This window comes from Mucilaginibacter conchicola, assembly GCF_003432115.1.
Classification (GTDB): Bacteria; Bacteroidota; Bacteroidia; order Sphingobacteriales; family Sphingobacteriaceae; genus Mucilaginibacter; species Mucilaginibacter conchicola.
In genome coordinates, this window is the sequence record NZ_QWDC01000002.1 from 1,269,453 (window position 1) to 1,282,620 (window position 13,168).

At 45.0% G+C, this 13,168-nt stretch carries 10 protein-coding genes; 7 read left to right on the top strand and 3 right to left on the bottom strand.

The window, feature by feature from the left end:
• Positions 1-45 precede the first annotated feature (45 nt).
• The 3 genes from D0C36_RS15360 to D0C36_RS15370 form a co-directional block, all read right to left on the bottom strand.
• A complete protein-coding gene (locus D0C36_RS15360; RefSeq protein ID WP_117392783.1) occupies positions 46-2,175 on the bottom strand; it encodes a carboxy terminal-processing peptidase in 2,130 nt (709 codons plus the stop codon).
• Positions 2,176-2,365: 190 nt separating this feature from the next.
• Positions 2,366-2,992, bottom strand: coding sequence for a hypothetical protein (locus D0C36_RS15365; RefSeq protein ID WP_147322003.1), 627 nt, complete (start codon positions 2,990-2,992; stop codon positions 2,366-2,368).
• A 223-nt stretch (positions 2,993-3,215) separates the two neighbouring features.
• A complete protein-coding gene (locus D0C36_RS15370; protein ID WP_117392484.1) occupies positions 3,216-3,854 on the bottom strand; it encodes a DNA-3-methyladenine glycosylase family protein in 639 nt (212 codons plus the stop codon).
• Positions 3,855-4,237: 383 nt separating this feature from the next.
• On the opposite strand from D0C36_RS15370, the gene D0C36_RS15380 reads away from it, so the two are divergent.
• From D0C36_RS15380 to D0C36_RS15410, 7 genes are all read left to right on the top strand, one after another.
• Complete coding sequence (locus tag D0C36_RS15380; protein ID WP_117392486.1) at positions 4,238-5,518, top strand: replication-associated recombination protein A; 1,281 nt, start codon at positions 4,238-4,240, stop codon at positions 5,516-5,518.
• 45 nt (positions 5,519-5,563) lie between these two features.
• On the top strand, positions 5,564-7,039 hold the full coding sequence (locus D0C36_RS15385; RefSeq protein WP_117392487.1) for a DUF5687 family protein: 1,476 nt from the start codon (positions 5,564-5,566) through the stop codon (positions 7,037-7,039).
• Between the two features lie 2 nt (positions 7,040-7,041).
• Positions 7,042-7,797, top strand: coding sequence for an ABC transporter ATP-binding protein (locus D0C36_RS15390; protein ID WP_117392488.1), 756 nt, complete (start codon positions 7,042-7,044; stop codon positions 7,795-7,797).
• Positions 7,797-9,389, top strand: coding sequence for a M1 family metallopeptidase (locus D0C36_RS15395; RefSeq protein ID WP_117392489.1), 1,593 nt, complete (start codon positions 7,797-7,799; stop codon positions 9,387-9,389). Before D0C36_RS15390 ends, D0C36_RS15395 begins: the two co-directional genes overlap by 1 nt.
• 201 nt (positions 9,390-9,590) lie before the next feature.
• Complete coding sequence (locus tag D0C36_RS15400; RefSeq protein WP_117392490.1) at positions 9,591-9,965, top strand: hypothetical protein; 375 nt, start codon at positions 9,591-9,593, stop codon at positions 9,963-9,965.
• Between the two features lie 469 nt (positions 9,966-10,434).
• Positions 10,435-11,517: a ligase-associated DNA damage response exonuclease gene (locus tag D0C36_RS15405; protein WP_117392491.1), complete on the top strand. Its 1,083-nt coding sequence runs from the start codon at positions 10,435-10,437 to the stop codon at positions 11,515-11,517.
• Positions 11,514-13,154 carry an ATP-dependent DNA ligase gene (locus D0C36_RS15410; protein WP_117392492.1) on the top strand — a complete coding sequence of 547 codons (1,641 nt, stop codon included), beginning with the start codon at positions 11,514-11,516 and terminating at the stop codon, positions 13,152-13,154. Before D0C36_RS15405 ends, D0C36_RS15410 begins: the two co-directional genes overlap by 4 nt.
• Positions 13,155-13,168: the final 14 nt, after the last annotated feature.

Here is a 13,168-nt window from a genome sequence, read left to right on the forward strand (position 1 = left end):
GCTACATGTAGCGCCCTTTTTTATGCAATAAGTTTTATTAAAACATTATGGATTAACCGCTGCTGTTTTATTGCCAAGCGTAATGTAATCTGTCAAGATCTGGCCTGCTTCTTTTTGCAGGAAGTCGAGGTCTTCGTTTTTAGGTTTGGCCTCACCCTTTTTAAGCGGGCGTAAGCCTAATGCTACGCGGCGCAGGTTGTTACGGTCAAATGCTTTTTGCTCATCGGTATCGCGTTGTTTTTTCAATTCAGCTTCATTAAGGGTGATGCTTTTTTCGGCTTCTTGCTTTTTAGATTCCTGGATATCCTCAAGCAAATACTTATAGCTTTGGCTGGCGTTCATGCGCTCATCATGCAGTTTGCGTAGTTGTGGTATTACCGTAGCAAAATTACCAACTGATGTAAACGGTGTTTTCGCGATCACATCAAACGGCATTGCCGATGGCTCGGTATCCTCTCCATATTTATCCAACGGAATAATTGACGGGAACTGAACGTCAGGTATCACACCTTTGTGTTGGGTTGAGTTGCCGCTGATGCGGTAGAACTTAGCAATAGTAAGGTTCAGCTGGCCAAATTTGTTCTGGCTGCCGGTAGCAACAGTTTTTGGTTTAGCCAATGCCATCAATTTATCTTTAAGGCTTGGAGTGATCACTTTATCCAGATCGATAGCGTTTTGAACCGAACCCTTACCATAGGTTTGTGTGCCCACAATTAATCCACGACCGTAATCCTGTATAGCACCTGAGAAAATTTCTGATGCCGATGCGCTAAACCTATCTACTACCACAGCTAAAGGGCCGCTGTAGGTAATATCTTCGTCCTCATCTTTATCAACCTCTATCTGGTTACGGGCATCGCGTACCTGTACTACAGGGCCGGTTTTAATAAATAAACCTGTTAATTCAATAGCTTCCATTAATGAGCCGCCACCGTTTTGGCGAAGGTCAATAACCACACCTTCAACATTCTCTTTTTTAAGGCTGTCTAATATCAGCTTTACATCGCGTGTGGTGCTTTTATAGTTAGGGTTACCAGCTTTGTAATCGGCAAAATCAAGATAGAAGGCAGGGATAGATATCACACCGATCCTTACTTTTTTACCATTGCTATCATACGTGCGGATATCTTTCTTAGCCGAAATATCTTTAAGGATGATCTTTTCGCGTACCAGTTCAATAACTCTTGGTTTAGCAGTAGCCGGGGCGCTTTTTGCTAATAATTGCAGCCTTACTGTAGTGCCTTTGGGGCCGCGGATAAGCGCAATAGCATTATCAATTCTCCAGCCCACAATGTCCTGCCATTCACCGGTTTTACCTTGTGCAACGGCAACAATGCGGTCATCGGCATTTACCAGTTTGCTTTTATCTGCAGGGCCACCGGGTGTTACGTTTTTGATGGTAACGTACTCGTTCTCGCTCAAAAGTGATGCGCCGATGCCTTCCAGTGAACGCGACATATCGATATTGAAATTGGCCGCGTTTGACGGATTAAAGTAATTGGTGTGCGGGTCTATAGCTTCAGTAAAAGCATCCATAAACGCCTGGAAAACGTCCTGGTTTGAAAGCTTATTTGATTGCGACAGAATATTGGTATAGCGTTTCTTTAAAGTTTCTTTGTTTGCAGCCAGTTCTTTGCCGGTAAGCTTAAGGTTGAGCAGATCGTATTTTACCCGTTTTGCCCAAAGCTCATGCAGTTCAGCATCAGATTTTGCCCATGGCAGGCTGTCGCGGTCATAGGTATAACTTTCGTTCTTTGTGAAATCGAAATTTTTGTTTAGTTCAGCAACAGAGAAGTTTACATACTCGTTGTAACGTTTCTGGAAAATGTTGAATATGTAGAACACACTGTTCAGGTTTCCGGCTTTAATGTCGTCATCAAGAATATTACGGAACTGCTCAAAATTTTTGATGTCGCCTTGGGTAAGGTAATTGTGATTCTCATCAAGTTTTTTTACATAACGGTCAAAAATTACGCTTGATACCGAATCATTAAGCGGTACTTTTTTGTAGTTATAATCGGTAATAAGCTTAGCTACGTAGCTTAAAACCACACTTTGCTGCTCATCTGGTTTAAGATCATTGGGGCCTAATGGCTTGTACACAGGTTTTGATGGAGACGCGTTGCAGGCAAGAGCGGCCGCTAAAACCAGCATTAAATATAATTTCTTGAACATATCTTTTACACTATTAAGATCGGGACCTTGGTTAAACATCAATACTTGTGCCTGTTTTTAAATACCGTTATAAAAAAAGAGACAGCTATAATAGCCGTCCCGAATATATTGAATAAACAATAGTACAATAATGTTTGCTTTGTTTTTTTATACGACTTGCATTTTACCGAAATGTTACAATGCCAATAAGTTATTTAGATTTTGCGGTAACCTCGGCGGCATCAGCATACCTAAGCTCTGATTTTGGCAACCAGGTTTTGTTGGTTTGGATAAATTTTAACTTTTCCTCGCACAATTTCAGATCCTGGGCACGGCCTGTACTGCGGGCCATATCCCGGGCCTCGGTAAGATCCTGATGGGCTTGAGACAGATCGCCAAGATCGGCTTTTATCAGCGCAAGGCAAATAAGGTTACTGATGGTATGTGGGTAATCGTTTTGCTGGCGCGATATATTGTTGCTTTGCAGGTAATACCATTTAGCTTCAGACAGGCGGTTGGCTTTTGCATACAGCTGCGCCAACTCGCTAAAACGGTAGCTGGCCTCGCCATACTGGCGAAAGCGCATAAAGTGTTGTGCTGCACGCATAATGATACGCTCGCCTGCTTCCAGTTCAAGCTGGCTGATCATAGGTGGTACAGGGGCAATTTTTTTTGTTGTTGGCAACGGATAGGTAGCCATCTCCCTTTTCAAAGCATTGTATTTTGCCGCAGCAACCTGTGGATATCTTACATGCTTTTTAAAATCGAGCTTATACCACTGCGCAGATGCAGTAAGGTTAAAAGCCGCAAGCATAACTAATAGTAAAAAATATCTCATTTAAATTTTTTAAAGGGGGGATGGTAAATAATTAACCGTAAACAAACTTAAAAATTAGTTTTCTGATTTACAATAGCTTAAACACAACGCAGTACTCAACTCAACACTTAATCTTTTTTAAGACTTAAGAAACTATATTACCTTATACCGGCTCCGGCAGCAAAAAGTTTCAATCAACCTTAAACGAAAATGGCCTTGTGATAGTATACTGACACAAAAATAATCACCCTTTGCTTTTTGGCTTACGGCTTTGCAAATAAAAATGCCATAGCAGCATACTGGCAATGGTTCTATAGGGTTTCCATGTTTCGCCGATGGCTATCAGTTCCTCACGAGGAGTGTCCTTCGGCAGGCTTTTCAGCAGTTTGATGGCATTAACAATGGCAAGGTCGCCAATAGGCAGTACATCTGTGTGCTGCAGGGCAAACATCACATATACATCCACCGTCCAGTTGCCAATGCCTTTGAGGGCTGTTAGCTGGCTGCGGATATCGGCATCTTCCATCTGTTCAAAAGCAGCAAGGTTTATCTGACCAGCAATAATAGCCTCTGCCAGGTATTTTATGTAGGCGGTTTTTTGCCGGCTGCAATAACACTCGCGCATTTCCGCATCTGTAAGCGGCAACACCTTGGCCGGAGTGATCTCGCCAACACGCTCACGCAATTTATTCAGGGCTGATAAAGCCGAAGCCAATGATACCTGCTGCTCTAAAATGATGTGTACCAAACTCTCAAATGTGTTCGGCCTGCTCCAGAACGGTGGGTAACTGTATTGCTCAATAACCCAGGCAAAATCGGCATCCAAGGCGGCTAATTCATCGCAAAGGGTATGGTAATTGGCTTTAGTAAACTGTTGGGGCATTGGGTTGTTAAAAGTTAAATTTCTGTCACGAATTAATACATCCAGCTCGGGTTATACTTTTCTAACATCAGCATAACTTCTACATTAAATTCACACACTATGATAAACAGGCATAGTCCAATTTTAAAGTTGAGGCCATATTTGAGCGATCTTATCCAATACCATGCAGCTATAAAAGTCAAAAGCATGCTAATTAAATTAAGCACATGCAAAATTTTAGGGCTTATCACAATTGATCCTAAAATTGTTATAACTAATAATACTGCCACTACCAGGGTTACTGTGTATGTTTTTTTCAAATAATTTGTATACATAATGATTAGGCCGAACTAAATTACTAATTTTTTTAGGATTTCGATTTTCTTATTCTGATTTTTACCATTATGAATAATCTGCCGCCTTTAGCCGAACGCATGCGGCCCGCATCTCTTGATGATTATGTGGGCCAGAAACACCTTGTGGGTAAAGGCGCAGTTTTGCGCAAAGCTATTGAGAGTGGTTCGTTGCCGTCCATGATTTTCTGGGGGCCGCCGGGTGTGGGTAAAACCACGCTGGCTTATATTATTTCGCAATCGCTTTACCGGCCGTTCTTTTCGCTGAGCGCTATCAACTCGGGCGTGAAAGACGTACGCGAGGTGATAGAAAAAGCATCAGTCCTTAAAGAACAGGGCGAGGTTTTGCCGGTGCTGTTTATTGATGAGATCCACCGTTTCTCCAAATCGCAGCAGGATTCGCTTTTGGGTGCAGTGGAGCGGGGTATTGTTACGCTGATTGGTGCCACAACTGAAAATCCTTCTTTCGAAGTGATCTCGGCTTTGCTATCGCGATGCCAGGTGTACATTTTGAAAGCTTTGGAAGAGCAGGATCTTTTGGATCTGCTTACCAAAGCCATGAAAGAAGATGTGGTGCTCAGCAAGCGCAACATCACCATAAAAGAACACGAAGCCCTGTTACGCTTAAGCGGCGGCGACGCACGTAAACTGCTCAATATATTTGAACTGCTGGTAAATGCTATCGACAGCAAAAAGATAGTACTCACCAATGATGTAGTGCTTGAGCATGTGCAGCAGAACATGGCGCTTTACGATAAAGCCGGCGAGCAGCATTATGACATTATCTCGGCCTTCATCAAATCCATGCGGGGCAGCGACCCTAACGGTGCCGTTTACTGGCTGGCGCGGATGATTGCCGGTGGCGAAGACCCGCTGTTTATTGCCCGCCGTATGCTGATACTGGCATCTGAGGATATAGGTAATGCCAACCCCAACGCACTGCTGCTGGCGCAAAGCTGTTTTAATTCGGTGCAGGTTATCGGTATGCCCGAGTCGCAACTGATCCTGTCGCAAACCTGTATCTACCTGGCAACATCGGCCAAAAGTAATTCGGCCACTACGGCTATCGGCGCAGCCTTGAGTTTGGTGCGCGAAACCGGCGACCTGCCCGTGCCGCTGCACCTGCGCAATGCCCCAACCAAGCTGATGAAGAACATTGGCTATGGCAAAAACTACAAGTATGCCCACAGCTACGAAGGCAACTTTGCCGACCTTGATTTTCTGCCCGAACAGATCCGCGGGACTAAAATTTATGAACCGGGTAACAATCCGCGCGAGGCCGAGTCAAAAGAGCGTTTAAAGAAATTATGGGGCAGCAGATACAATTATTAGTATCTTGAGCTCCGTAATAGTACGCTTACCTTTTCACGCTCTCTCATGATCTCTACCTTTTTTAGTCACGAGCTTAAATCTTTCTGGCGGTCAAAAAATACCGGTAAAAGCATTGCCGTTAAAATTTTCCTGGGCTTAATGCTGCTATACCTGGCCGCCATATTTGTTGGGGCAGGCCTGCTATTGGATAAAATGCTCGAAGGGGTTTTCCCTAACGATGACCTGGTGGTTGCCTTTTGCGGCATCCTGCTGGTTTACTTTGTATTTGATATGGTAACGCGTTTGCAGTTACAGGAGTTGCCCACTTTAAAAGTGCAGCCTTATTTGCATTTGCCTGTAAAACGCAACACTATTATAGGTTATCTGGCTTTATCGGCTATCTTCTCTTTCTTTAACCTTTCGCCTATTATATTATTTACTCCGTTCATCGTCAAGATCATCCTGCCGGAGAATGGCGCATTGGTGGCAGCCGCCGTTTGGGTATCTATTGTAGCTATATCTATATTCAGCAATTACCTTGCTTTATACATCAAACGCCGCTCAAACATTAACGGGTGGATCTTTTTAGTGGTTGGTGCGGCCTTAGCGCTACTGGTTTGCGGCGATTATTTATGGCATTTGTACTCTATTCAAAAGGTATCAAACCTGTTTTTCGGTAACCTGATAAAAACGCCTGTACTGGTTTTATTACCGGTTTTATTGGCCGTGATAATGTTCTTTGTGAACTTTTATTATCTGAAGGCTAACCTTTACCTTGAAGAGCTTAGCTCCAAAAAAGCCGAAGACCGCAAAAGCACTACCGAGATCCCTTTCCTTGGCCGGTTTGGCCATATCGGCGACTTGGTAGCTAATGAGATCAAACTCATCCTACGCAATAAACGCCCGCGCAGTGCCCTCATTATGGGTTTGTTCTTTATGTTTTACGGGCTCATCTTCTACACACAAAAAGCTTACGGCGAAAGCATGAAGGTTTTTGTGGGTATGTTTATGACCGGTATTTTCATCATCAGCTACGGGCAGTTTATGTTTAGCTGGCAGGCGGCGCATTTCGATGGCATACTGGTAAGCAAGATCAAATTCCGCGATTTTTTGAAGGCAAAATACCTGCTGTTTACCGGCGTATCAACCGTGGCGTTTATCCTTACGCTGCCCTATGTTTATTTCGGTTGGCGGGTGGTAATTATACACTTTGTAATGTACTTGTGGAATATAGGGATCAATACTACAATTGTACTTTGGTTTGCCAACTTTAATCAAAAACGTATCGATCTGAGCAAAGGAGCTTCTTTTAACTGGGAAGGCGTGGGGGCAAGTCAGTTGCTGCTATCGTTTCCGCTGCTTATCTGTCCGTACATTATTTACTTGCCCTTCCATTTGTTGCACCATACTGATATGGGCCTTGCCGTGATGGCTATCCTGTCGCTGATATTTATTTTTACCCGCGAGTTCTGGATCGCACAATTGGAGAAAGATTTTACTAATAAACGATATAAAATAGCCGAAGGCTTCAGAAATAAATAGCCATGATCGAGATAAAGAATTTAAAAAAGGTTTATAATGGTATAACCGTTGTAAATGTACCGGCACTACAAATAAACAAAGGCGAAAGCATTGGTTTGGTGGGTAACAATGGCGCAGGTAAAACCACACTGTTCCGTATGATATTGGATCTGATCCGTGCCGAAGCGGGCGAGGTAAGATCAAACGGAGAAGTGGTTGCAGGCGGCGAAAGCTGGAAAAAATACACCGCTGCTTACCTCGACGAAGGTTTCCTGATAGATTATCTTACACCCGAAGAATACCTGTATTTCATAGGCGGCCTGCATCAGCAAAGCAAAGCGCAGGTTGATGAGGAAATTACCGCACTTGCGGAGTTTTTTAACGGCGAGATCATCAAAAAAGGCAAGTACATCCGCGACCTGTCGAAAGGTAACCAGTGTAAGGTTGGCGTGGCCAGCTGCCTGCTGCAAAATCCTGAGCTACTGATGTTGGATGAGCCTTTTGCTAATATCGACCCGAGCACGCAGTTTAGGTTGAAGAACATCCTGAAAGACCAGAACAAGAATAAAGGTGTAACCACCATAGTATCCAGTCATGACCTTAACCACGTTACCGATGTTTGTGAGCGCATCCTGCTGATGGAAAAAGGTGTGGTGATAAAAGATATCGCCACCAACTCATCAACTTTGGCCGAACTGGAAGAATACTTTGGCGTAGGCCAGTCATCCCCCATAACAAATACTTCTGTTGAATTTTTTGATAAAGAGGAGAACCACTAATGCTTAAACCCCTATCACTTTTAGTAACATTGGCTTTGGCCGCACCGGCTTTTGCGCAGCAGCCGGGTCAATCGGTAGATGTACAGAACTATCGTTTCGCCCTAACCCTTACCGATGCCAGTAACCTGATATCGGTAAGGGCATCCATAACCGCAAAAGCTATCAAAACTACCAAACAGGTAACTTTTGACCTGGCGCGCAAAAATGCTGCCGGCAAAGGTATGACCGTTTCTAAAGTGACCGAAGCCGGCAAGCCCCTGAAGTTTACCCAGGATAGCAGCAAACTTTACATTAATGCTGTTGCAGCAACAGGCACAATGCATACCTATAATATTACTTACAAAGGCATACCGTCTGACGGGTTGATCATCTCTGCCAACCGTTATGGTCACCGTACCTTCTTTGGCGATAACTGGCCAAACCGCGCCAAAAACTGGCTGCCTTGCGTTGATGATCCGTCAGACAAAGCATCGGTTGAATTTGTAGTGACAGCGCCATCAAAATACACCGTTGTAGCCAACGGCTTAAAAGTGTTAGAGAAACCACTACCCGGCGCCAAAAAAATAACCCAATGGAAAGAGACAGCTAAGTTGCCTACCAAAGTGATGGTGATAGGCGTTGCGGAGTTTGCGGTTGATAAAGTTGGGGCACCTGATAATGTGCCGATAAGTACTTATGTATTCCCCGAAGATAAAGAGGTAGGCTTTAAATCGTATGCTGTAGCTGCGGAGATATTGCCCTGGTTCAGCAAACGGATAGGGGCGTTCCCTTATAAGAAGCTGGCCAACGTGCAATCTAAAACCATTTTTGGCGGTATGGAGAATGCCGGTGCTATCTTCTATTTTGAAGAGTCGGTTAAATCAAAAGGGATTGAGGCGCTGATGGCGCACGAGATTGCCCACCAATGGTTCGGTGATGCCGTAAGCGAGAAAAACTGGCAGCACGTTTGGCTGAGCGAAGGCTTTGCCACCTATATGACCAACCTTTATCTTGAAGGCAAATACGGTGTGGATACCCTGAAGAAAAGTTTAGCCGCCGAGCGTAACCAGATCTTTGATTTTGAGAAGAAATACCGCGCACCTGTGGTTGATTCAGCATATAAAGGCCCGTTGATGCAATTGCTTAGCCCTAATGCGTACAAAAAAGGCGGTTGGGTGCTGCACATGCTTCGCCGCAAAATTGGCGATGATGCATTTTGGAAAGGTATAGCAGCTTACTACAAACAATACAGCGGCGGCAATGCCACAACCGATAACCTTCGTGTAGTGATGGAAACGGCGAGCGGCAAAGACCTGAAAACCTTTTTTACCCAATGGCTGCGCACAGATGGCCACCCTATATTAAGGGTTAACTGGGAGTATAAACCACAAACCAAACAGGTTATGGTACATTTAACCCAGGCACAAGAAAAACCCTATGCGTTTACGTTTGAATGCAGTGTTGATGGTAAACTATACAAAACGGAGATAAAGAGTAAAAGCGTCAATTTCTCGTTCCCGGCAAGCTCTGCAACGGCTGATGTTAATGTAGATCCCGAAGTTAACTTGCTGGCAACTTACGTAACCGATGAGAAACCACCGGTAAAAAAGTAACACAAAAGTTTCAATAGTTTTGGCGATTTAGTTCGGATAATCTCGTTGGTGGGATATAATATTTTGAAATATGTAAAAATTCAAAACTTTATATCATTATAAAATGTTTTTCCGTATAATTGAATACTGGTTGCTGGCGGGACAACGGCGACCAGTATTTTGAGTACTAACAGATTGTTTCACTTTCTAAACATTACTATCATGACAAAAGCCTATCAATCCATTTATGTAGCGTTTTACAGATGGAGCTTCAAAAATTTTGGTCAGGGCAGCTTACCTCAGTTTAAATCATTATTTAATGTGAGCTTTTTGCTGGTGGTAGTGCTAACCAATGTAATGCTGGTAACCAAATTAATGCTTAAAAGCCAGCTGCTTACCTTAAACATGGGTACAGTGGTATTAATTACCGGTGGTGCAATGTTCTTTTTGCTGTTAAGCCATTTTGTGTTGCTTAACAACAGGATGTTAAAATCGCTTAACATGAAGCTGGCTACTATAAGCCGCCATAACAAGAACTTTTTTAGCGTAGTACTACTGGTAAACGTGATGTTTGCCTGCAGCCTGTGCTTCTTGTAAGATACCAACCAATTATAAACCGATAAAAGGCTCAGCTATCTCTTAGCTGAGCCTTTTTGTTTTAAGAGGAAGCCTGTCACGAACTTCGTAGGAGTTAAAGGCCGGTAGCATATTGTATTATCTAACAATCGCTCCGTCAGGTGCGAAACAAAGAGAGGTTACGTACCTACGGCACGCAGGAATTTCTATTTTATTTTTCTACCGACCTTTTGCCCCGATGGGGCAATGTCTGGGTTCGTTCAAACTCCGTAGGAGTTTAAGGTCGGTAGCATATCGCATTATCAAACAATCGCTCCGTCAGGTGCGAAACCCAAGGCAAGTGGCGTACCTACGGCACGCACTTTTTTAAATGTTGGTCTTTCTACCGACCTTACGCACCGATGGTGCGTTCCGAAGAATTTGCAATCATCAAATCGCCTTGCCCATAGCAATCAAAACTTATTCAGCATCTGCAGGTTATTTGTAAACTATGGCTAAACCATTGCTTGAGTTTACAGACCGCGGCATTTACTGCCAACAGGGCAAATTTTACATTGACCCCTGGAAACCTGTGGACGATGCCGTAATTACCCACGCCCACGCCGATCATGCTTATTGGGGCCACAAACGCTACCTGGCGCACCACCTGTCGCGCGAGGTGCTGCTGTATCGCCTCGGCGAGATCAACCTGCAAACCATTGAGTATGGCGAAAGCATCGTGAAGAACGGTGTAAAGATCTCTATGTATCCTGCCGGCCACGTTATTGGCTCGGCTCAGATACGGGTGGAGTATAAAGGTGTGGTCTGGGTGGTATCCGGCGATTACAAAACTGAGGATGATGGTATCTCCACACCCTTTGAGCCGGTTAAATGCCATCACTTTATATCAGAATGCACCTTCGGGATGCCGGTGTACACCTGGAAACCGCAGTCGCAGATATTTGAAGATGTGAACGGCTGGTGGAAAAGCAACCTGGAACACGGGTTAGCAACTGTAATAGTGGGTTACTCATTAGGCAAGGCGCAACGCATCCTGCAAAACCTTGACCTGAACTTGGGCAAGGTTTATACCCACGGTGTTATCGAGAATACCAACGAAGCCTTGCGCCGTAACGGGGTAATACTGAACCCTACCGAACGCATCACATCAGAATCATCAAAGGAAGCGGTGCGAAAAGGCATCATCATTGCGCCGCCGTCATCAGTAGGTACCCCATGGATGCGCAAGTTTGGCCCGTACAGTTTTGGTTATTGCAGCGGCTGGATGGCTATCCGCGGAGCTAAGCGCCGAAGGGCGGCCGACCGCGGTTTCGTCATGTCAGACCATGCAGATTGGGACGGACTGGTGAGCGCCATTGACGCTACTGATTGTGAGTGTGTTTATCTTACCCACGGTTATACCGCAACATTTACCCGATACCTCAATGAGATAGGTTTTAATGCCCGCGAGGTGCATACATTATATGGCGGTGAGGAAGAGGATGATGCCGTCACCGAAAAAGACGAGAAAGAGGAGATAAGCGAACTGCCCAAAGATGAGCGCTCGCCCGAATTGAAGGAGGCCGCTAAATGAAAGCCTTCGCCAATTTATTCCTCGCTTTAGACGAGACCAACAAAACTAATGAGAAGGTAAAGGTGCTGAAGGACTATTTCACCAGCGTACCCGATACCGATAAGATGCACATGCTCGCCTTATTCACCGGGCGTAAACCTAAACGACAGATCAACGCTACGCTGATCCGTACATGGGCCATAGAGGCATCTAACATACCGCAATGGCTTTTTGAGGAAAGTTACCATGTGGTCGGCGACCTGGCTGAAACTATGTCGCTATTGATGCCGGCCAGCGAGAGCAGCAGCAGTAAATCGCTTACCGAATGGATAGCCGAGATAAACAACCTTGCCGATAAGAACGAGGAAGAGAAGAAGCTATGGCTCATGTCTTCGTGGGCGATGCTGGATAGCCAGGAGCGCTTTGTGTTCAATAAATTGTTGACAGGGAGTTTCCGCATTGGGGTGTCGCAGAACTTAGTAGTAAAAGCCCTTGCTGATGTTACTGGAATTGAAGCTCCGGCTCTCACCCATCGCATTATGGGTAAATGGATGCCGGAAGATTATACCTATGAGCAACTGGTGCAGGAGCAAACTGCATCAGATGATATATCGCGCCCATATCCGTTTTTTCTGGCTTATCCTATACAAGAGACCTCAGAGAAACAAAAGTCGGCTGAAGACCTGCATTTGGCGCTTGGTGATGCAACAGAATGGCAGGCCGAGTGGAAGTGGGATGGCATCCGTGCCCAGATGATCAAGCGCGATGGCGAGATCTTTATCTGGAGCAGGGGAGAAGATCTTGCTACAGAGAAATTCCCTGAGCTGCATCCTTTCCTTTATGACCTGCCGAATGGTACCGTTCTCGACGGAGAGATACTCAGCTTCAGCAACGGCAAACCGCTGCCTTTTAATGTGCTGCAAACCCGCATCGGCAGGAAGAACTTAAGCAAAAAGATATTGGCGGAAAGCCCCGTGGCCACCATCGTTTATGATTGCCTGGAATATGAGGGTGAGGATATCCGCCACAAAACACAATCAGAAAGGCGGGAGATACTGGAAACACTACAAAGCCAAACCAGCGACCCGGAAACTTTCAGGATCTCATCATTGATTGAATTTGATACCTGGCAGGAATTGGAAACGCAGCGTGAACAATCGCGCGCCATGATTGCTGAAGGCATTATGCTGAAACGCAAAAGCGCCACTTACCAGGTTGGCCGCCGCCGCGGTGATTGGTGGAAATGGAAGATAGACCCATTATCCGTTGATGCTGTGATGGTATACGCCCAAAAAGGCCACGGCCGCCGTGCCGACCTGTACACCGACTATACCTTCGCCGTTTGGGATGGCGACAAGTTAGTGCCTTTTGCCAAAGCTTATTCAGGCTTAACGGATGCCGAGATAAACAAGGTGGATTATTTTGTTAAACGCAACACGCTGGAGAAATTCGGCCCCGTACGTACCGTAAAACCCGAACTGGTTTTTGAGATAGGTTTCGAGGGTATCAATAAATCATCAAGACATAAATCGGGGATAGCTTTACGTTTCCCGAGGATATTGCGCTGGCGGCATGATAAACCTAAGGAAGAGGCGGATACACTGGAAAGTTTGAAGACTTTGCTGGAAATAGGGTATGAGGATGAAACGCCAGACTGATCTCATTGCCGTTG

Bases quoted from the DNA above. Each gene is read 5' to 3' on its own strand.
- D0C36_RS15370 (WP_117392484.1), bottom strand. From the start codon at position 3,854: ATGCCCCAACAGTTTACTAAAGCCAATTACCATACCCTTTGCGATGAA.
- D0C36_RS15365 (WP_147322003.1), bottom strand. From the start codon at position 2,992: ATGAGATATTTTTTACTATTAGTTATGCTTGCGGCTTTTAACCTTACT.
- D0C36_RS15400 (WP_117392490.1), top strand. From the start codon at position 9,591: ATGACAAAAGCCTATCAATCCATTTATGTAGCGTTTTACAGATGGAGC.
- D0C36_RS15390 (WP_117392488.1), top strand. From the start codon at position 7,042: ATGATCGAGATAAAGAATTTAAAAAAGGTTTATAATGGTATAACCGTT.
- D0C36_RS15380 (WP_117392486.1), top strand. From the start codon at position 4,238: ATGAATAATCTGCCGCCTTTAGCCGAACGCATGCGGCCCGCATCTCTT.
- D0C36_RS15385 (WP_117392487.1), top strand. From the start codon at position 5,564: ATGATCTCTACCTTTTTTAGTCACGAGCTTAAATCTTTCTGGCGGTCA.
- D0C36_RS15395 (WP_117392489.1), top strand. From the start codon at position 7,797: ATGCTTAAACCCCTATCACTTTTAGTAACATTGGCTTTGGCCGCACCG.
- D0C36_RS15405 (WP_117392491.1), top strand. From the start codon at position 10,435: ATGGCTAAACCATTGCTTGAGTTTACAGACCGCGGCATTTACTGCCAA.
- D0C36_RS15360 (WP_117392783.1), bottom strand. From the start codon at position 2,175: ATGTTCAAGAAATTATATTTAATGCTGGTTTTAGCGGCCGCTCTTGCC.
- D0C36_RS15410 (WP_117392492.1), top strand. From the start codon at position 11,514: ATGAAAGCCTTCGCCAATTTATTCCTCGCTTTAGACGAGACCAACAAA.